20 protein-coding genes are annotated in these 18,419 nt (G+C 64.1%); 13 read left to right on the top strand and 7 right to left on the bottom strand.

Features of this window, described 5'->3' with window-relative positions; all coding sequences use genetic code 11:
- Nucleotides 1-7 precede the first annotated feature (7 nt).
- From WKB25_RS04700 to WKB25_RS04685, 4 genes are all read left to right on the top strand, one after another.
- The gene (locus WKB25_RS04700) at nt 8-337 is read left to right on the top strand and encodes a metalloregulator ArsR/SmtB family transcription factor (protein WP_340568966.1); all 330 of its coding nucleotides are present in this window, start codon (nt 8-10) and stop codon (nt 335-337) included.
- 15 nt (nt 338-352) lie between these two features.
- A complete protein-coding gene (locus tag WKB25_RS04695) occupies nt 353-859 on the top strand; it encodes an arsenate reductase ArsC (RefSeq protein WP_340568964.1) in 507 nt (168 codons plus the stop codon).
- Nucleotides 860-873: 14 nt separating this feature from the next.
- Nucleotides 874-1,896, top strand: coding sequence for an ACR3 family arsenite efflux transporter (gene arsB / locus WKB25_RS04690; RefSeq protein ID WP_340569130.1), 1,023 nt, complete (start codon nt 874-876; stop codon nt 1,894-1,896).
- Between the two features lie 134 nt (nt 1,897-2,030).
- The gene (locus WKB25_RS04685; RefSeq protein WP_100551799.1) at nt 2,031-2,423 is read left to right on the top strand and encodes a DoxX family protein; all 393 of its coding nucleotides are present in this window, start codon (nt 2,031-2,033) and stop codon (nt 2,421-2,423) included.
- 39 nt (nt 2,424-2,462) lie between these two features.
- On the opposite strand, the gene WKB25_RS04680 is transcribed toward WKB25_RS04685, so the two are convergent.
- Nucleotides 2,463-3,470: a LacI family DNA-binding transcriptional regulator gene (locus WKB25_RS04680; RefSeq protein WP_340568962.1), complete on the bottom strand. Its 1,008-nt coding sequence runs from the start codon at nt 3,468-3,470 to the stop codon at nt 2,463-2,465.
- 95 nt (nt 3,471-3,565) lie between these two features.
- Between WKB25_RS04680 and WKB25_RS04675 the strand changes: the two genes are divergently transcribed.
- From WKB25_RS04675 to WKB25_RS04655, 5 genes are read left to right on the top strand one after another with little or no spacing between them, the layout of a single operon-like run.
- The gene (locus tag WKB25_RS04675) at nt 3,566-4,618 is read left to right on the top strand and encodes a sugar phosphate isomerase/epimerase family protein (protein ID WP_340568961.1); all 1,053 of its coding nucleotides are present in this window, start codon (nt 3,566-3,568) and stop codon (nt 4,616-4,618) included.
- 27 nt (nt 4,619-4,645) lie between these two features.
- Nucleotides 4,646-5,863, top strand: a complete 1,218-nt coding sequence (locus WKB25_RS04670; RefSeq protein ID WP_340568960.1) for a nucleoside permease — start codon at nt 4,646-4,648, stop codon at nt 5,861-5,863.
- 12 nt (nt 5,864-5,875) lie between these two features.
- Complete coding sequence (locus tag WKB25_RS04665; RefSeq protein ID WP_340568959.1) at nt 5,876-7,000, top strand: Gfo/Idh/MocA family oxidoreductase; 1,125 nt, start codon at nt 5,876-5,878, stop codon at nt 6,998-7,000.
- Nucleotides 7,001-7,019: 19 nt separating this feature from the next.
- Nucleotides 7,020-7,886 carry a sugar phosphate isomerase/epimerase gene (locus tag WKB25_RS04660; protein ID WP_340568958.1) on the top strand — a complete coding sequence of 289 codons (867 nt, stop codon included), beginning with the start codon at nt 7,020-7,022 and terminating at the stop codon, nt 7,884-7,886.
- 19 nt (nt 7,887-7,905) lie between these two features.
- Nucleotides 7,906-8,202: a cytochrome c gene (locus tag WKB25_RS04655; RefSeq protein ID WP_340568956.1), complete on the top strand. Its 297-nt coding sequence runs from the start codon at nt 7,906-7,908 to the stop codon at nt 8,200-8,202.
- A gap of 30 nt (nt 8,203-8,232) precedes the next feature.
- On the opposite strand, the gene WKB25_RS04650 is transcribed toward WKB25_RS04655, so the two are convergent.
- From WKB25_RS04650 to WKB25_RS04635, 4 genes are read right to left on the bottom strand one after another with little or no spacing between them, the layout of a single operon-like run.
- Entirely contained in the window at nt 8,233-9,006 is a 774-nt protein-coding gene (locus WKB25_RS04650; protein WP_340568954.1) for a DUF1080 domain-containing protein, read from the bottom strand.
- The gene (locus WKB25_RS04645) at nt 8,991-9,566 is read right to left on the bottom strand and encodes a gluconate 2-dehydrogenase subunit 3 family protein (RefSeq protein ID WP_340568952.1); all 576 of its coding nucleotides are present in this window, start codon (nt 9,564-9,566) and stop codon (nt 8,991-8,993) included. Before WKB25_RS04645 ends, WKB25_RS04650 begins: the two co-directional genes overlap by 16 nt.
- Nucleotides 9,566-11,251 carry a GMC family oxidoreductase gene (locus WKB25_RS04640; RefSeq protein WP_340568951.1) on the bottom strand — a complete coding sequence of 562 codons (1,686 nt, stop codon included), beginning with the start codon at nt 11,249-11,251 and terminating at the stop codon, nt 9,566-9,568. The genes WKB25_RS04645 and WKB25_RS04640 overlap by 1 nt, the downstream gene beginning before the upstream one ends.
- Before the next feature lie 26 nt (nt 11,252-11,277).
- Entirely contained in the window at nt 11,278-12,168 is an 891-nt protein-coding gene (locus WKB25_RS04635; RefSeq protein ID WP_340568949.1) for a TIM barrel protein, read from the bottom strand.
- A gap of 905 nt (nt 12,169-13,073) precedes the next feature.
- On the opposite strand from WKB25_RS04635, the gene WKB25_RS21070 reads away from it, so the two are divergent.
- Nucleotides 13,074-13,208 (top strand): DUF2274 domain-containing protein, encoded by a 135-nt coding sequence (locus WKB25_RS21070; protein WP_343240238.1) that lies wholly within the window; start codon nt 13,074-13,076, stop codon nt 13,206-13,208.
- Nucleotides 13,209-13,214: 6 nt separating this feature from the next.
- Here WKB25_RS21070 and WKB25_RS04625 read toward each other — a convergent pair whose 3' ends face one another.
- A complete protein-coding gene (locus tag WKB25_RS04625) occupies nt 13,215-14,450 on the bottom strand; it encodes a multidrug effflux MFS transporter (protein WP_340568948.1) in 1,236 nt (411 codons plus the stop codon).
- Between the two features lie 64 nt (nt 14,451-14,514).
- On the opposite strand from WKB25_RS04625, the gene WKB25_RS04620 reads away from it, so the two are divergent.
- Nucleotides 14,515-15,402 (top strand): LysR family transcriptional regulator, encoded by an 888-nt coding sequence (locus tag WKB25_RS04620; protein WP_340568946.1) that lies wholly within the window; start codon nt 14,515-14,517, stop codon nt 15,400-15,402.
- Nucleotides 15,403-15,417: 15 nt separating this feature from the next.
- Here WKB25_RS04620 and WKB25_RS04615 read toward each other — a convergent pair whose 3' ends face one another.
- Nucleotides 15,418-16,014, bottom strand: a complete 597-nt coding sequence (locus tag WKB25_RS04615; protein ID WP_340568945.1) for a TetR/AcrR family transcriptional regulator — start codon at nt 16,012-16,014, stop codon at nt 15,418-15,420.
- Nucleotides 16,015-16,130: 116 nt separating this feature from the next.
- On the opposite strand from WKB25_RS04615, the gene WKB25_RS04610 reads away from it, so the two are divergent.
- Both WKB25_RS04610 and WKB25_RS04605 read left to right on the top strand, forming a co-directional pair.
- On the top strand, nt 16,131-16,886 hold the full coding sequence (locus WKB25_RS04610) for an SDR family NAD(P)-dependent oxidoreductase (RefSeq protein WP_340568944.1): 756 nt from the start codon (nt 16,131-16,133) through the stop codon (nt 16,884-16,886).
- 242 nt (nt 16,887-17,128) lie between these two features.
- A complete protein-coding gene (locus WKB25_RS04605) occupies nt 17,129-18,373 on the top strand; it encodes an NtaA/DmoA family FMN-dependent monooxygenase (protein ID WP_340568943.1) in 1,245 nt (414 codons plus the stop codon).
- The last annotated feature ends 46 nt before the right edge of the window (nt 18,374-18,419 follow it).

Genomic DNA, 18,419 nt, shown 5'->3' with positions numbered 1-18,419 from the left:
TAGAAATATGGAAACGAAGAATGCAATCGCCGCTCTCACCGCCCTTGGTCATGCCACCCGCCTGGACGCCTTCCGGTTGCTGGTGGAAGCCGGCCCCGCCGGCCGCATGGCCGGCGACATCGGCAGCGCCCTGCAGGTGCCGCCGGCCACGCTCAGTTTCCACCTGAAAGAGCTGCTGCAGTCCGGGCTGGTCGAGAGCGAGAGCCAGGGCCGCAATGTCTGCTATCGCGCCAACTTCAGCGCCATGACCGGCCTGATCGATTACCTCACCCACAACTGCTGCGCAGGCTCGCCCGACCCGGCCTGCAGCCCAACGTCCCCTGATTGCGCCTGCTGACCGGAGATCCGCTTCGTGACCACCCAACGCGTCCTGTTCCTGTGCACGGGCAATTCCGCCCGCAGTGTTCTTGCCGAAGCCACGCTGCGGGCGTGGGCCGGCCACCGCTTCGAGGTGTTCAGCGCCGGCAGCCAGCCGGCCGGCGCGGTCAATCCATTCGCACTTGCCCAGCTGCAGGCCGAGGGCATCGCCACCGCAGGCCTGCGCAGCAAATCATGGGACGAGTTTGCTGATGGCGCGCCGATGGACCTGGTGATCACCGTCTGCGATGCCGCGGCCGCCGAGGCGTGCCCGGTGGTGTTCGGCGACTTCGTGCGCACGCACTGGGGCTTGCCCGATCCGGCCGCCGTCGAGGGCAGCGCGGATGACAAGGCGGCCGCGTTCGCGCAGGCACATGCCATCGTCAAGGCACGGTTGCTGGCCCTGCTGGCATTGCCCGCAGCCACCTGGTCCGACCGCGGACAGTTGAAAGACGCGCTGGATCGCATCGGCTTCGTGCAACCCGAGGACGACCAGGCGTGAGCGCGCCGGCACCGATGGGGTTGTTCGAGCGCTACCTGACACTGTGGGTGGCGCTGTGCATCGTGGCAGGCACCCTGCTTGGCCACGCACTGCCGCAGCCATTTGCTGCGCTGGCGTCGGCGGAGGTGGCCAAGGTCAACCTGCCCATCGCCGTGCTGATCTGGTTGATGATCATCCCGATGCTGCTGCGGGTTGATTTCAGTGCGATGCGCCAGCTCGGCCAGCACTGGAAAGGCATCGGCGTGACGTTGTTCATCAACTGGGCGGTCAAGCCGTTCTCGATGGCACTGCTGGGCTGGTTCTTCCTGCGCCACGTGTTTGCCGATGCGCTGCCCGCCGCACAGGTCGACAGCTACATCGCCGGGCTGATCCTGCTGGCGGCAGCGCCCTGCACCGCCATGGTCTTCGTGTGGAGCAACCTGTGCCGCGGTGATGCCAACTTCACCCTCAGCCAGGTGGCGTTGAACGACGCCATCATGGTGGTGGCGTATGCACCGGTGGTGGCATTGCTGCTGGGCCTGTCGGCGATCAGCGTGCCGTGGGACACGCTGCTGCTGTCGGTGTCGCTGTACATCATCGCGCCGGTGCTGGTGGCCGCACTGCTGCGGCGCTGGCTGCTGGCCCGCAATGGGGAGGCCGGCCTGCAGTCCACGCTGCGAACGCTGGGGCCGGTCTCGCTGCTGGCGCTGCTGCTGACGCTGGTGCTGCTGTTCGGCTTCCAAGGTGAGCAGATCGTTCGGCAGCCGCTGGTCATCGCCATCCTGGCAGTACCGATCCTGATCCAGGTCTACTTCAACTCAGGGCTGGCCTACCTGCTCAACCGACGCCTGGGGGTCGCCCACTGCGTGGCCGGTCCTTCGGCGCTGATTGGTGCCAGCAACTTCTTCGAGCTGGCCGTGGCCACTGCCGTGGGCCTGTTCGGCGTGCATTCCGGTGCGGCGCTGGCGACGGTGGTCGGCGTGTTGATCGAAGTGCCGGTGATGTTGTCGGTGGTGCGCATCGTCAATGCGTCGCGCGGCTGGTATGAGCGACGCTGAGGCAGGGCCGCGCCGTAAGCCTGTCCGCAGGCTTCCAGCACAGCAGGCCTCAACACCGACTTCACCCGTGATGGGCTTCGATGGCCGCAGGTTCTCGACGATCCACCCGCCCTGCCCACCCTGAGGACGTTGCCGTGAACACATCACTTCACTCCCTTGCGAAGCTGGCCGCCCGCGTGCTGCTGATGCTGCTGTTCCTGGTATCCGGCCTGGGCAAGCTGTCCGACCCGGCGGCAACACAGGGTTACATGGCCGCGATGGGTCTTCCGGGCATCCTGCTGTGGCCCACCATCCTGTTCGAGATCGGCACGGCCCTGTGCATCCTGTTCGGTTTCCAGACCCGGGCGGTGGCAGCGGTGCTGGCCGCCTTCAGCCTGGTCACGGCCTTCATCTTCCACCACCAGCTGGCAGACCCGGTGCAGCAGATCATGTTCCTGAAGAATCTGGCGATTGCCGGCGGCTTCCTGCTGCTGGCGTGCAGCGGGCCAGGACGCTACAGCGTGGACGCAAAGCGCGGGAAGCCCTGAGGCGGGGAAAGCACGTCATCCCGCCGCCCCGCCCTTGCCTCAGCGGCCATTGGGCGGGGCCGTCGAGCCGCGCAGCATCAAACTGAAATCCAGCGTCTGCTGAAGCGGCACATCGACCTGTTCGATGATGGCGAGCAGCAGGTTGACCGCGCGCTCACCGATCTCCCGCATCGGCTGCCTGATGGTCGTCAACGGAGGCGTCAGGTAACGCGAGGAGGCCAGGTCGTCGAAGCCGACGATGGACAGGTCATCGGGCACGCGGATGCCCAGATCGCGGCAGGCCGCCAGGGAGCCCAGCGCCATCTGGTCGCTGAAGCAGAAGATCGCAGTGGGCGCCGGCGTGCCGGCCAACAGTGCCATCGCGGCCGCATGGCCGGACTCCACGGAAAAGTCACCCGGCACGACGCTGAGGTGGCGCAGACGGCCACGCGCCCTGCCGGCGGCGCGAACCCCTTCCAGCCGTTGCGTGTGCAGGGGATTGTCGGGCGGTCCACCTACCACGGCTATCCGCTCGTGCCCCAGGCCGTACAGGTGTTCCATCACCGCGCGCGCGGCGGCGGCGTTGTCGATGTGGACGCTGGGAATGCCCAGCGCGGGGTCGAACTCGCACCCGTTGACCACCGGCGCGGCGACACCCCGTTGCTCGACGATATCGCGCGCCGTCGGCGGCAGGCGATGCCCCAACACGATCAGGCCATCGGCCTCGTTGCGCCGGAGCATCTGCGCGTAGCGCTCCTCGCGCTCGGGCAGGTTCTGGGTGTCGCCCAACAAGACGGCGTAGCCGACGGCCTGCGCTGCGTCCTCCGCGCCCTGCAGGATCTGGGCGAAGAACGGGTTGGCAATGTCCGGCACAGTGACCAGGATCTTGCCGCTGCGCTGGGTCTTGAGCGTCCTGGCCACCGTGTTGGGAACATAGCCCAGTGCCGCAGCAGCCTGTTCGATGCGCGTACGCGTGGCGGGCAGGACTTTGTCAGGCCGGGAAAGTGCGCGCGACACCGTGCCGGCAGAGACGCCGACGTGCTTTGCGATGTCGTAGATGGTGGCCATGGCGTTAGTTTTCCTGTCCGCTGTGCAGTGCACAACAGGTCCTGCGTGAGCCCCTGCTAGGATAATGCAATCGATTGCATCGAGGGCGAATCACGTTGAAGACGCTCAAGGGTCCAGCGCTGTTCCTGGCGCAGTTCATCGGCGACACACCTCCCTTTGATCGGCTGGACACGCTGGCCGGATGGGCTGCGGGCCTGGGGTATTCTGGCCTACAAGTACCGACCAGCGCGCCCCACCTGTTCGATCTGGCCGAGGCGGCGCACAGCCAGGCGTACTGCGATGACATCGCCGGCATGCTGGCCGGACATGGTGTGCAGATCACCGAACTGTCCACCCACCTGCAGGGGCAGCTGGTCGCCGTCCATCCCGCCTATGACAGCCTTTTCGACGGATTCGCGCCGCCGGACAAACGCGGTGATCCTGCCGCCCGCCAGGCTTGGGCGGTGGAGCAGCTGCTGCTGGCCGCCAAGGCCAGCCAGCGCCTGGGCCTGACCGCGCATGCCACATTCTCCGGCGCGCTGGCCTGGCCCTACTTCTATCCCTGGCCGCAACGTCCGCCTGGTCTTGTGGAAGAAGCCTTCGCCGAACTTGGCCGCCGCTGGCGCCCCATCCTGGATGCGTTCGACGCGTGCGGCGTGGACCTGTGCTTCGAGATCCACCCGGGCGAGGACCTGCATGACGGCGCGACCTTCGAGCGCTTCCTCGACGTGGTGGACCACCATCCCCGCGCGAAGATCCTGTACGACCCCAGCCATCTGCTGCTGCAGCAGATGGACTACCTCGGCTTCATCGACCGCTACCACGCGCGAATCGGCATCTTCCACGTCAAGGATGCGGAGTACCACGCCAGTGCCAGCAGTGGCGTGTATGGCGGCTACCAGGGCTGGGTCGATCGTCCGGGGCGGTTCCGATCGCTCGGCGATGGCCAGATCGACTTCAAGGCGATCTTCTCGAAATTCGCGCAGTACGACTTCCCCGGCTGGGCAGTGCTGGAGTGGGAGTGCTGCCTGAAGCACCCGGAAGACGGCGCGCGCGAGGGTGCTCCCTTCATCCGTGACCACATCATCCGCGTGACCGAGCGCGCCTTCGACGACTTTGCCGACAGCGGCACGGACGCCGCATCACTGCACCGCATGCTGGGAATCTGAGCCGATACCGCCCCGGGAGGGCAAGCCATGACGCACGCGATGTCGCGCTTGGGCGCGATGATGTTTCTGCAGTTCTTCATCTGGGGAGCGTGGTTCGTGACCCTGGGAACCTACCTGGTGCAGGGCCCGCTGCAGGCCAGCGCGAGCCAGGTGGCGACCGCCTTCCTCAGCCAGTCCATCGGCGCCATCGTGGCCCCCTTCCTGGTCGGCCTGATCGCCGACCGCTACTTCGCCGCGCAGCGCATCCTCGCGGTACTGCATCTGGCCGGCGCGGCGCTGATGTGGCTGGCGTCCACGGCGACGGACTTCAACACGTTCTTCGCCTGCGTAATGGGCTACATGTTGCTGTTCATGCCGACGCTGGCGTTGGCCAACAGCGTGGCGATGCGGCACATGCAGTCGCCCGAGAAACAGTTCCCCCCGGTGCGCGTGGCCGGCAGCATCGGCTGGATCGTGGCGGGCGTGCTGATCGGCTGGCTCGGCTGGGAGCAGGCGCACCGGCTGGAGCTGACGTTCCGGATGGCGGCGCTGGCGTCGCTGGCGCTGGGCCTGTATGCATTCACCCTGCCGCACACGCCGCCGCTGGCGCAGCAGCGCGATGCCGGGCTGGGGCAGATCCTCGGGCTGGATTCGCTGCGCCTGCTGAAGTCACGCTCCTACCTGGTGTTCTTCCTGGCCTCCATCGCGATCTGCATCCCGCTGTCGTTCTACTACAACTTCACCAACCCGTACCTCAACGACCTGGGCGTGCGCGGCGCGGCAGGCCTGCAATCGCTGGGGCAGGTCTCCGAAGTCCTGCTGATGCTGGCCATGCCGTTCCTGTTCGTGCGGCTGGGGGTGAAGACGATGCTGGCGGTAGGCATGGCCGCGTGGGTGGTGCGCTATGTCATGTTCGCCTTTGGCGATGCGGGCGGCGGCTTCTCCCTGCTGGTCATCGGCATCGTCCTGCACGGTATCTGCTACGACTTCTTCTTCGTCACCGGCCAGATCTACACCGATGCGCACGCCGGCCCCGCCGCGCGCAGCAGCGCGCAGGGCTTCATCACCCTGGCCACGTACGGCGTGGGCATGTTGATCGGCACGTTCCTGTCCGGCGCGGTGGTGGAGCACTTCACCACGGCGGCGGGACCGGACTGGCAGCAGATCTGGCTGTTCCCCGCAGGCGTCGCGCTGATCGTGCTGGTCGCCTTCCTGTTGCTGTTCCGCGACCGGCCCGTGGTCGCAGCCGCACCTTCCACGCCCTGAGGACACTACCCGATGCCAAAGCTTGGAATCGCCATCGTCGGTACGGGCATGATCGGTGCCGTGCATCGTCGCGCGGCGCTGCTGGCGGGTGCCGACATCCGTGGCGTGGCCGCCTCCTCCCCGCAACGCGCGCTTGAAGTGGCGCAGTCGTGGAATGTTCCGCGTGCCTATCGGGACATCAAGGAGGTGGTCGCCGATCCACACGTCCAGGTCGTGCATGTCTGCACACCCAACCATCTGCACCACCCCATGGCACAGGCCGCACTGCAGGCTGGCAAGCACGTGATCTGCGAAAAGCCGCTGGCCACCACGCTGGAAGACGCCGCAGCCCTGGCTGCACTGGCTGCCGCGACCGGACTGATCGCCACGGTGCCCTTCGTCTACCGCTACCACCCGGTCGTCCGCGAGGCGCGCGCACGCATCGCGCAGGGCGAACTGGGGCCGCTGCACCTGATTCATGGCAGCTACCTGCAGGACTGGCTGCTGGACCCGGCCAGCAACAACTGGCGCGTGGACCCGGCACTGGGCGGCGCATCGCGCGTGTTCGCCGACATCGGCTCGCACTGGTGCGACCTGGTGGAATGGGTCAGCGGAGAGCGTTTCACCGAGGTCAGCGCGGCGTTCGACACGGTGATCCCGGAGCGCAGTGCCATCAGCGGGAAGAGCTTCAGCACGCCGGCGGCAGGCGGCGTAAAGCAGGCGGTGGCGAGTGAGGACGTGGCCGCTGCGATGTTCCGCACCGGCGCCGGTACGCTGGCATCGTTGACGGTCAGCCAGGTATCGGCCGGACGCCACAACCGCCTCTGGTTCGAGATTGATGGTGCCAGGGCCAGCGTGGCGTTCAACCAGGAGGACGCCGAGCGCCTGTGGATCGGTCTGCCCGAGCAGCGCGAGGAAATTTTCGTGCGGGGGCCGGGCGCCGGTAGTGCCGAACAACGCCAACTGTCGGTGCTGCCGGCGGGGCACGCGCAGGGCTATGGCCATTGCTTCGAGGCATTTGTCGCCGACACCTACCGCGCCATCGAAGGCGAGCGACCGGATGGCCTGCCCACCTTCGAAGACGGCATGCGCTCGGCGCTGATCGTCGACCGCGTCATCACATCGGCCAGGACGCGTGCCTGGACCGCCATCGGTTGAATTCCGGGAGGATCTTTTGATGAACACCCCTGTTCGTAGAGCTGCGACGCTCGCAGTGCTGCTGCTCGCTGCCCTGCCCGCTTTCGCACGCGAAGCTGCCGGCACGCAGAAACCCATCGCAGTACAGATGTACACCCTGCGCAATGCCGGCTCGCTCGACCAGCAGTTGAAGATCGTCCACGACGCCGGCGTGGATGCGGTGGAAACGGTGGGCACGCAGGGCGTCAGCGCCAGCGAACTCAAGCAGTTGCTGGACCGCTATTCGATCAGGGCGATTTCCTCCCACGTGCAGCTGGCCGAACTGCGCAAGGACCTGGACGGCGTGGTGGCCTTCAACCGGTCGATCGGCAACACCACGCTGGTGGTGCCTTACCTGGACGCGAAGGAGCGGCCGACCGATGCCGCAGGCTGGACCGCGCTCGGCAAGGAGCTGGGCAGGATCGCGAAACAGGTACGTGCCAAGGGCATGCGCCTGGCCTACCACAACCATGACTTCGAACTGGTCGACTTCAATGGCCGGACCGGCCTGGAACTGCTGTTCGCAGCGGCCGGGCCGGACCTGCAGACCGAGCTGGACCTGGCCTGGGTCGCGCGTGCAGGCCTGGACCCGGCGGTGATGCTCGGCAAGTTCCGCGGCCGCCTGTTCGCGGTACACGCCAAGGACAATGCGGCCAAGGGCCAGGCCGAAGACGAGGGCGGCTTCGCGGCCGTCGGCCAGGGTGTGCTGGACTGGCGCGCGATCCTGCCAGCCGCCGCCGCTGCCGGCGTGCACTGGTACATCCTCGAGCACGACCAGCCACGCGATCCGGCCAAGGTCATCCAGACCGGCGCGGACTACCTGCGTGAACACCTGCCCGCCAACGTGTCCACCCGTACGCAGCACTGATGCCTGAAGGAGGCCCCACATGAAGACGACCCTGGCAATGGCCGTGGCCCTGGGCAGCATGAGCGTTGCGACAGCCGCATGGTGCAAGGACGACCCTGCAGCCGGCGCAAAACTCTACACCGCCAACTGCACGGCCTGCCACGGTGCCGATCGTGCGGGCATGCCGGGCGCGTTCCCGGCGCTCACCGATATCGGCAAGCGCATGGCACCCGCGCAGATCAAGGAAAAGATCAGCAAGGGCGGCGGGCTGATGCCGCCCTTCTCCCAGCTGTCGCAGCAGGAAATAGATGACATCGCCAGCTACCTGGCGAAGTAAGCGGCCGGCGATCACGCCGGCCGTGTGCCGCTACAGCTCGCGCACCCAGATATTGCGGTAGCTGACCTTGGAATCATGTTCCTGCAGGTAGAGCGGCGCGCACGCATGCGGCGAATATGAGGGCGCACCGATGTACTCGGTCTTGCCCGCCAGCACAGTATCGTCCTGCACCAGCACGCCGTTGTGCAGCACGGTGATGCGCGCGGGCGAGATGAGCCCGCCGCCCGGCGAGAAGCGCGGCGCCTTCCAGAGGATGTCGTAGGCCTGCCACTGCCCCGGTGCACGCGAGGCGTTCACCAGCGGCATGGCCTGCTTGTAGATGGAACCGGCCTGACCGTTGGCATAGGTCGGGTTGTTGTAGCTGTCCAGCACCTGCAGCTCATAGAGTTCCTGCAGGAAGATCCCGCTGTTGCCCCGGTTCTGGCCGTCGAAACCCTTGGTCTCGACAGGTGTGCGCCACTCGACATGCAGCTGGATATCACAGAAGCGCTGCTTGGTGCGGATGCCCTTGCTGCCCGGCACGATGGTCATGGCGCCGTCGGCGACGGTCCAGGGCACACGCCCGCCCTGCTCCGACTCCCACGCGGAAGCATCCTTGCCATCAAACAGCACGATGGCGTCGGACGGCGCCTTGCCCGGCGGCGTGGCCACGGTTGCAGGCACGGGCGTCCACACCTCGGTCTTCGCCGGGTCGCGCGCGGGCTCGGTGTTGGCCTGCGCGAACGCCGGTGCAGCGGCCAGCACGCTGGCGGCGATCAATAGAGGCGTGATCTTCATGGCGTGATCCATCAGCTGGTCCCCCATGCGGGCGTGCCGGGAACATAGGCCAGGTCGCCGTCGTAGCGACCCGGCACGGCGACGTAGCGCAGCACTTCGGTCGCGCCGACCTTGGAGGTGAAGAAACCGAAGATGGTGAGCTGCTTGAACATCGTGAAGTAATGCGGCATCGGTTCTCCTGCCTCGGCGGTGCCGGTTTCGGTCACCTCGACTGCGTGTTTCCTGGCCTCTGCATCCAGCGTGCGCAGCAGTTCGGTGCGGGCCTGCGGCGCAAGTGAAACGAAGCGGCCGCCGGCGCGTTTGTCGATATCGGCCAGGCCAGCGCGGAAAGCCGTCTGCTGCCGGGCGGTGTAGCAGTCGCTGACGAACGTCGCCATGAAAGCACCGGCGCCGGCATCCTTCGCCCCCGGCGTCTTCGTCCGCGGCAGGATGGTCTCGGCGATCTCGTCCAACGTTCCGATGTCGGCGTCGGAGAAGTAGCGCTTCGTACCGGCAGCAGGCGCCTGCCCATGGACAAGCGCAGGCAGGCCGACCATGGCCGCGCCGGTGGCGGCGACGATCATCTTCAGCAGTTCGCGGCGGTCCATCAGAGGTTCCCCGCTTTCAGTTCGCGCACGGCGTGGTCGGCAGCCCGCGCGGTCAGCGCCATGTAGGTCAGCGACGGATTCACGCACGCGCTGGAGGTCATGCAGGCACCGTCGGTGACATAGACGTTGGGCGCATCCCAGACCTGGTTGTGCTGGTTCAGCACGGACGTCCTGGGGTCACGGCCCATGCGCGCGGTCCCCATCTCATGGATGCCCTTGCCCGGGGCGTAGTCGTTGTCGTGCATCTCCACGTCCTTGACGCCGGCGGCCTCGAGCATCTCGGCGGCATCGGCGGCCATGTCCTTGCGCATGGCCAGTTCGTTGGCGCGCATGGATACATCCATCGCCAGCACCGGCAGACCCCACTTGTCCTTGCGGACCCGGTCGAGGCGGATCGTGTTGTCGTGGTGCGGCAGCATTTCACCGAAGCCGGTCATGCCGATGCGCCAGTCACCCGGCACGGTCAGCGCCTCCTTCAGGTCGGCGCCGATGTTCAGCTCGGCGATCTCGCGCGACCAGCCGGTGCGGCTGGCACCGCCCTGGTAGCCAAAGCCACGCAGGTAGCCGCGCTTGTCGGCAGCGACGTTGCGGAACCGCGGAATGTAGAAACCGCAGGGACGACGACCGAAGTAGTACTTGTCCTCAAAGCCTTCGACCCGGCCGGAGGCGCCAGCACCGAAATGATGGTCCATCACGTTGTGTCCCAGCTCACCGGACGAAGAGCCCAGCCCGCCTTCCCACACATCGGTGGCCGAGTTCATCAGCAGCCAGGTCGAGTTGAAGGAGGACGCGTTGAGGAAGATCACCTTGGCGGTGTACTGGTAGGTCTGCCCGGTCTCTGCGTCGATGACCTCCACGCCGCGCGCACGCTTGCGGTCCTTGTCGTAGAGCACTTCCTTGACGATCGAGAAGGGCCGCAATGTCAGGTTGCCGGTCTTCATCGCCGCCGGCAGCGTCGCCGCCTGGGTCGAGAAGTAGGCACCGAAGGGACAGCCGAGAATGCACTTGTTGCGGTACTGGCAGTTGACGCGCCCCTGCTCGGGCATCGGTCTGGTGATGTTGGCGGTGCGCGAGTGGATCATATGCCGCGTTCCGCCGAAGGCTTTCTGGATCCGTGCGGCCACGTCCTTTTCGACGATGTTCAACGGGATCGGCGGCAGGAACTCGCCGTCCGGCAGCACGTCCAGCCCTTCGCGCGTGCCGGCGATGCCGGCGAACTTCTCCACATGGTCGTACCAGGGCGCGATGTCGGCATAACGGATCGGCCAATCGGTAGCGATGCCGTCCTTCAGGTTCGCTTCGAAATCCAGGTCAGAGAAGCGATAACTCTGACGGCCCCACATCAGCGAACGGCCACCCACGTGGTAGCCGCGGAACCAGTCGAATCGTTTCGTCTCGATGTAGGGCGATTCCTGTTCGTCGGCCCACATGCCCTGCAGGTTCTCGGCCAGCGCGTAGTCGCGCATCAATACCGGGAAGGCAGCCTTCATCGCCTGTGTAGGCCGGTTGCGATGCGGGAAATCCCACGGCTCCTTCATCGCGTTGACGTAGTCCTTGACGTGCTCGATGTTGCGTCCGCGTTCCAGCATCAGGACCTTCAGGCCCTTCTCGGTCAGTTCCTTCGCCGCCCAACCGCCACTGATTCCCGAGCCAACAACGATGGCGTCGTAATGATTGTCTGCCATGGATCTCTCACCTGGTGGATATCGTTTCAGACGTCGCAGAGGCGGATGGCCTCGCGCAGCGAACCGACGGGATCCGGTGCCGCAGGCATGAATTCCTGCGCCAGATACCCATCGAAACCGGTGTCGCGGATCGCGCGACAGATGGCGGGGTAATTGAGCTCCTGCTGGTCCCCGATCTCGTGCCGTCCAGGCACGCCGGCGGTGTGGTAGTGCTTGAACCAGGCGTGGTGCCTGCCGATGGTGGCGATGATGTCGCCCTCCATGATCTGCATGTGGTAGATGTCGTACAGCAGGCCGAAGTTGTCCGAGCCGAGCCGCTTGCACAGCGCCACGCCCCATGCGGAGTGGTCGCACAGGTAGTCGCGATGATCGACCCTGGAGTTGAGCAGCTCCATCACCAGCACCACGCCACGTTTCTCGGCATGCCCGAGGATGCGCTTGAGCCCGACTTCGGCATTGGCCATGCCCTCCTGCGGGTCCATGCCGTTGCGGTTGCCGGAAAAGCAGATGAGGTTGCGATAGCCGGCATCGGCGACCAGATCGATGTGCCGCGTGTAGCGCTCCACCAGCTGATCGTGGAACTCACGGCCGGCAAAGCCCTGGGTGAGGCCCAGCTCCGCGCCGTTGCACATCGAGCTGTATACGCCATGCGCCTTCAGCGTGGGCCAATCCTCCGGGCCCACCAGGTCAATGGCGGCAAAACCGATGCCCTTCACCGTCTGGCAGAGCTGGGCGACCGACAGCTGCGGGAAGGTCCAGCGGGCCACGGAATGCTTCAGGTTGTCCTTGAGCGGTGCAGTGGCTGCAAACGCAGGCAGAACGCCCGCAGCGGCCACGCCAAGACTGCCGGCAACCGCGATGCGCAGCGCATCGCGCCGCGTGAGCCCCGGGCCCGGTCTGATCGAATGGATGGACATCCACCTTCCGGCCTCCCAACCGGTACCAAACACTCACGATTTCGCCGCAATGCAATCGATTGCACCATAGAGGAGGAAATTGTTTTTTTGCAAGACGCAGTGCAAGAAAGCGGATGCTGCGGGGCACAACGTCGACAGGGGCCCCTTGAAAAAAAGAAAAGCCCCGCATGGGCGGGGCTTTCGTTCTTCCTGCTGACGAGCGTTCGATCAGAACGGTAGTGCCTACTTAAAGACCGTTGATAAAGGCGAAAACCACTGAAATATAGAGCCAACACTTCGGAACACGAACATACGAATGTTGTTAGCTTCACTTATTTCTACCAAATGTCCACCAGAGGGTCAAACTGATCGAAAAGTGTTGATAGAAGGGCATGCTGTGCATTGATAGGACCACGACAGCCGAATAGCTGCTTCGACTTCACCAGGAGTCAAAGCCTAGAGCGTGGCCGCTCTGAGCAACCGAGAAGCCGGCATTCGCAGAACCGCAGCGACTCGAAGAATAGTCGACAAGCGACAGTCCTTCCTTGCTCAATATGTCCCAACTGCGTCCGATGCATGCCCAGGGCCTCCGCGAGGTCCTCTTGGCTCATGCCCGTCCGCTGCCTCTCCGCCTGAACGGCGCGGCCAAAAGCTAATTGGTGAGGGGCAGTAGTCACCCGTCAAAGCTTTGTCTCTGCAGTACTTATGGTCTACCGTATTTACGGTAGCGTTTAACTCGTGGGCAGCCGGTCCTCGGAAGACACGAGCCACATCTGCGGCTCCTTCGCCATGTCGGTGTGGCGCTCGCGGCAATCACGCCTGGTCACGACCTACGGCTCGGCGCGTTGGGCCAATATCGCCGACATTCGCAAGGCCGGACTGATGCAGTCTGCCGGCGTCCTTCTCGGTTTGTATGCCCGGCCAGCCTGAAAGCCGACCTCGACCACTACGCCGCGCTGCACGCGCAGGCGTACGGCGAGGCCGTCGATGCCGTGACGCTGATCCCGCACATGCTGGAGGCGTTCATCGCCGGCGACCGAGGATTCAAGCGGCGTACCTGATGCTTCTCAGGCCGCGCCCGCCCGGCGCCCAGGCCATGGCAGACAGGTGGACAGCGCAATCAGACCGAGCACCAACACCGTGCCACCAAGCACGCCAAGGCCGGTGCCGAAGGCCGCGCTGACACCCATTGCGACCAGCGCGGCGCTGCCGATCTGACAGAACCCTACCAGCCCAGAAGCGGTCGCCGCATGCCCGTGCTCGCTGGCAATGGCCCCTGACACGGCCAGAGACAGCGATGAACCATTGGCGAGGCTGACCAAGCACATCGGCAGTACTACGGCGGCCGCGCCATGTAGCCCCAACGCCACTACAGCCAAGAATGACACGCCGCCCAGCACGAAGCACATGATACCGGCCGCGAGGATGCGGTCGTAGGGCCGGCGATCCAACACACGCTTGACCAGCAGGTTGGCACCGATGATGCCGGCCGTCAGCGGCAGATACAGCCAACCGCTTTGTTCCTCGCTCAAGCCCAGGCGTGCGAATAGAAACGGCGATTGCGTCAAGTAGACGAACCAGGCGCAATAAATCGTGCAGACCACCAAGGTATAGCGGCGAAAAGTTCGGTCGTGCAGCACATGGCTGAAGCCAGCAAAGGGAGAGGTCCGGGTACGGGCAGTGATGGGGAGCGTTTCCGGTAGCGTCATCATCACCATTAGCAATGCCACGACACCGAACGCGGCGACGAACATGAAGTCAGTCCGCCAGCCGAAAGCCGCAGCCAGGTGCCCGCCTATGGCCGGCGCCAAGGCTGGCGACAGCGACACCAGCGGATAGATCACCGCATAGACCTTGGCAGAGGTGCGCTTGTCGCAGGTGTCGGCGATCAGGGCACGGCCAACGACAAGGCCCGCAGCCGCGCCGACGGCTTCCAACATTCGCCACGCCAGGAACCCGTTGTAGCTGGCGGAGATAGCACAGCCCACCGAGCCGACGATGTAGAGGGCGATGCCAGCCAGCAGTACGGGCTTGCGGCCATTGCGATCGGACAGTGGCCCGTACGCCAACTGGGCAATTGCTAGTGCCAGCAAGTAGAACGAGATGGTCTGCGGCATTTGCCAGTCGGCGACGCCAAACTCCGTGGCCATGTTCGGCATGGCGGGCAGATAGACGTCCGACGCAATCAGGCCGAAGGCACTCAGCATGGCGACGGTCAGAATGAACGATAAGCGAGGCATGGCAGTTCCCGGCAGCCAGGCATGCCGGCTGCGCGTTAAAGGTTCAGAAGGGATGAGCGCCATGCTACGGATATGCCTTTCATGTGAAAATGCATAAAACCGCAGCCTATGACTGCATATTTGCAGCATGAGCAATGAGGCAGTGATGAATTGGGACGACGTTCGGATATTTCTGGCAATTCAACGCGCCGGCACCTTGCGTGGGGCGGCGCAGCAACTGGTCATTGACCAGACTACGGTGAGCCGGCGTCTGACCGGATTGGAGCGGGCGCTGGGCAGTCGGCTGTTCCTACGCACCACGGGCGGTTTGGTGCTGACCGACACCGGCCTGGAAGTGCTGCGCATGGCCGAGGACATGGAACGCATGGCCGTCTCCTTCGAGCGCCGCAGCGAAGGTGCCGATGCGCGCCTGGCCGGTGAGGTGCGTGTGACCACCACCGACGCGCTGGCGGTGGACTTCGTGGTTCCAGCGATTGAACAACTGCGCGCCAGCCATCCTGAGGTGCGGGTGATCCTGAGCACTACGACGCGGCTACTCGATCTTGCGCGGCGGCAGGCCGACATTGCTGTACGGACCCTGCGGCCGGAGCAGCCGGATTTGATCGTTCGCCAACTCGGCTGTTGGGAAGTCGGTCTGTACGCTACCCGAGGCTATCTTGCAAAACATGGCGAACCGCAGACCGGACAAGGCCTTGCGGATCACGATATTGCGCTGTACCAGCAGGGTGTGACCGGCCGGCAGGACGACACGCTGGCGGGTGAATCCAGGGCACAGGGGCGCGTGGTCGCTGAACTGGATTCGAGCCTGATGCTCGCGACCTTTGTGCGCGCCGGCCTGGCCATAGGCGAGTTGCCCGAGTACCTGGTCCGGCGCGACCCCGAACTGGTTCGGCTATGGCCGGAGCGCCGTCGGGCGACGCCCTACGAGGCGTGGTTGGTGTTGCACCAGGACTTGGCGCGCACGGCCAGAGTCCGTGTCGTCGTGGAGGCAATCACATCGGCTTTCGCGGATTGAACGTCGGATAACGCCTTACGCAGAGGCAGGCCGTGCCGGCGCGCCCGCGCGTAGGCCTTCCATAACGAAGTCCATGAGCCAACCCAGTCGGGATTTCCACTCATCGTTGAAGTTGATCTGCCAAATACCTGCAATGGCGAGAAAGAAGTCATCGGTGGTGATGCCGGGGCGGATCGTGCCCGCCTTCTCATTTGCATCAAGTAAGGACTGGGCTGCAGCAACCACGGGCGCATAACTCTCCTTTCCTGCACAGTCCCCCACACTGGACACCTCGCGTATCGCATCAGCCAAGCCAGCCTTGTTCATGGCGTACTCGGCAAGACGAGCCATCCACTCACGCAGTGCTTGGTCCGGCGGGCGACTCTGGAGCAGATGTTCGGCGTATTTTGCAACCTGCAACATCTCATAGCGGTAGACCTCCATCACCAGTGCCTCTCGCGTCGGGAAGTGACGATAGAAGGTTCCTTGTCCTACGCCAGCCTTCCTAGCGATCACGCTTAGGGGAACGTCCGCAGAATGAGGCAGCTCCGCCAACGCGACCTCCAAGATGCGCTCGCGGTTAAGTAATGCGTCGGCACGCGCACGACGCTCAATCTTTTGTGACTCTGCCATTTGTCCTCTTCCTCCTCGACGGGTCTCTTGCTAAGCGGACAACTGTCCGTTAATATTCCAGCTTACGGACAGTTGTCCGTTTCAATTCTACCCGTTCCACCGATCTGGAGAAGCATATGAAGCCGTCTGGCAATACCATCCTTATCACTGGTTCCACTGCGGGCATAGGACTCGGTCTAGCGCTGCGGTTTCATAAGGCGGGCAACAAGGTTGTCGTCGCGGGACGACGTAAGGCATTGCTGGAGCAGATCACTGCCGATTATCCGGGCATCGAGGCTATTGAGCTTGATGTTGCCGATGCTACTTCCATCGCCCGGGCGAGTGAGCTAGTAGCCGCGCGTTACCCCGATCTGAATGTCGTAATTAACAACGCGGGCATCATGCCGCGCGAAGATGCGATGAATCCAGAGTCACTCAGGGTTGCAGAAGAGGCCGTCGCGATCAACCTCTTAGGCACCATCCGGATGACCTATGCCTTCTTGCCGCAACTTGCGAAGCAGCAAGATAGTGCCCTCATTAATGTCAGTTCCTCATTGGCATTTGTTCCATTCCCCATTGCGATGACATATAGCGCCACCAAGGCGGCTGTTCATTCGTTTACCGAAGGCTTGCGTGTGCAGCTCGCAAACACCTCCGTGCGCGTCGTTGAATTGGCTCCACCTGGCGTGCAAACGACGTTGTTCGGCCAGGAAAAGGACGAGCATGCTATGCCTCTGGAAGACTTCCTCGACGAGACACTCGCCCTTTTGCATGGCGAACCCACACCTCAGGAAATCATTGTGGAACGGGCCAGATATCTCCGTACTGCCGAGGCTGCTGGTAACTATGAAGCAGCCTTGGCAATGCTGTCCGCATGGCAAGACCCGAGCTGAAGCATTGAGTTATGAATCAGGTCATTGCACAGAAATAAACTTGGTCATGCCGGCCGGTGGCTGGCCCGGCTGAGGTGTCGGGCCCTCGAAGTCTCGGCAAACGGCTAACGGATCAGTGCATCCAAACGGCAAGTTGCCGAGAACGGGAGCAGTCGGGAATCTATATGACCAAGCAAATGATGATTGGGATGGTTTTCAACGGCGGTTACGGCTCGCAACTGGGAGCGTAGCGGATGCCGGGTGTGGATCCCAAGAATTACACGAGTTTCGACAGTCAGGTGCGGTACGCTCAAGCCGCCGAACGAGGTAAGTTTCAGTTCCTGTTCGCCCCAGATTTTCCAGCGTGGCAGAACGACCTCGAGACCGAGGCTCCGTTGAATATCAATGAGCCGTTGTTGACCTTTGCCGCAGTCGCGCGCGAGACCCAGCGGATCGGGTTGGTCGCCACCGGCTCCACGACGTTCAACGAACCCTTCAATTTGGCTCGCCAATTCAAAGCGCTCGACCTGATGAGCCTCGGCCGAGTCGGATGGAACGCCGTGCCCTCCAGCGATCCTGGTGTCGCCGCCCTCTACGGACGAGCCCTGCCACCTCGTAACGAGAAGTATGAGCGACTGCATGAATTCATCCAACTTGTGCAAGCCTTATGGGGCACCTGGGGGTTGGACGCGTGGCTGCATGACAAGGAATCCGGCCGATTCGCTGATCCCACCAAGCTCCGGCCAATCAATCTGAAAGGGCGCCATGTGGCCGCCAGCGGTCTGCTTCAGCTCCCGCCTTCGGAACAGGGCCAGCCGGTGATATTCCAAGCCGGTGGCGGCGCCCAGGGGCTGGAGGTTGCGGGCCGCTATGCCAGTGGCGTGATCGGTGCCGTCTTCACAATCGAGGACGCACGCGCCCAGCGAAGCGCCCTTCGGAACGCAGCCGAACGTGCAGGGCGGAACCCTGACGAAATCAAGTTCTTCGCTGGTTTGATGACGACAATCGCGCGTGATCGACGCGCAGGCTTGGACCGACGAACTGCGCTGAGCGGGCAGGCGTTTCCGCAGCGCGTCCTATATCTCGGTCAGATGTTGGGGCTGCGGCTCGACCCAGGCCAGCTGGACGCGCCGCTTACACCGGAGCAATTGGCCGCTGCTCGTCCGTCACCCGGCGACCCTCGTTCGGCGAACGCTCTCAAGATCGCACGTGAGGGTTGGACCCTGCGCGACGTGCTCGCCCATGGCGTGATCGATTATCACCCAGCGATCGTTGGCCCGGCCGTTGAGGCCGCCGATCATATGCAGGAATGGTTCGAAGCTGGCGCCGCTGATGGCTTCTGGCTGTCGCCTGACGTGTTTGAGGACGGAATCGATGCCTTCGTCGACGGCGTGGTCCCGATTCTCCAGAAGCGCGGGCTTTTTCATCGGGATTATGAGGGCACGACGCTGCGCGATCATCTCGGCGGGCCGGCTCAATACGGGCTAGACCCGCGGGTCAGTGGCTGAGGGATCTTTTCCGGAGCTAAGAGGCGCATGACTAAGATCAAGCTTA

This window comes from Stenotrophomonas sp. G106K1, assembly GCF_037969685.1.
GTDB lineage: Bacteria > Pseudomonadota > Gammaproteobacteria > Xanthomonadales > Xanthomonadaceae > Stenotrophomonas > Stenotrophomonas lactitubi.
Note: the sequence above shows the minus strand (reverse complement) of the source record. Positions and strands in the feature narration are given on the sequence as shown.

Excerpts from the sequence above, each read along its gene's own strand:
- WKB25_RS04700 (WP_340568966.1), top strand. The coding sequence starts at position 8 with ATGGAAACGAAGAATGCAATCGCCGCTCTCACCGCCCTTGGTCATGCC.
- arsB (WP_340569130.1), top strand. The coding sequence starts at position 874 with ATGGGGTTGTTCGAGCGCTACCTGACACTGTGGGTGGCGCTGTGCATC.
- WKB25_RS04680 (WP_340568962.1), bottom strand. The coding sequence starts at position 3,470 with ATGGCCACCATCTACGACATCGCAAAGCACGTCGGCGTCTCTGCCGGC.
- WKB25_RS04670 (WP_340568960.1), top strand. The coding sequence starts at position 4,646 with ATGACGCACGCGATGTCGCGCTTGGGCGCGATGATGTTTCTGCAGTTC.
- WKB25_RS04665 (WP_340568959.1), top strand. The coding sequence starts at position 5,876 with ATGCCAAAGCTTGGAATCGCCATCGTCGGTACGGGCATGATCGGTGCC.
- WKB25_RS04660 (WP_340568958.1), top strand. The coding sequence starts at position 7,020 with ATGAACACCCCTGTTCGTAGAGCTGCGACGCTCGCAGTGCTGCTGCTC.
- WKB25_RS04655 (WP_340568956.1), top strand. The coding sequence starts at position 7,906 with ATGAAGACGACCCTGGCAATGGCCGTGGCCCTGGGCAGCATGAGCGTT.
- WKB25_RS04650 (WP_340568954.1), bottom strand. The coding sequence starts at position 9,006 with ATGGGGGACCAGCTGATGGATCACGCCATGAAGATCACGCCTCTATTG.
- WKB25_RS04645 (WP_340568952.1), bottom strand. The coding sequence starts at position 9,566 with ATGGACCGCCGCGAACTGCTGAAGATGATCGTCGCCGCCACCGGCGCG.
- WKB25_RS04640 (WP_340568951.1), bottom strand. The coding sequence starts at position 11,251 with ATGGCAGACAATCATTACGACGCCATCGTTGTTGGCTCGGGAATCAGT.
- WKB25_RS04635 (WP_340568949.1), bottom strand. The coding sequence starts at position 12,168 with ATGTCCATCCATTCGATCAGACCGGGCCCGGGGCTCACGCGGCGCGAT.
- WKB25_RS04625 (WP_340568948.1), bottom strand. The coding sequence starts at position 14,450 with ATGGCGCTCATCCCTTCTGAACCTTTAACGCGCAGCCGGCATGCCTGG.
- WKB25_RS04620 (WP_340568946.1), top strand. The coding sequence starts at position 14,515 with ATGAGCAATGAGGCAGTGATGAATTGGGACGACGTTCGGATATTTCTG.
- WKB25_RS04615 (WP_340568945.1), bottom strand. The coding sequence starts at position 16,014 with ATGGCAGAGTCACAAAAGATTGAGCGTCGTGCGCGTGCCGACGCATTA.
- WKB25_RS04610 (WP_340568944.1), top strand. The coding sequence starts at position 16,131 with ATGAAGCCGTCTGGCAATACCATCCTTATCACTGGTTCCACTGCGGGC.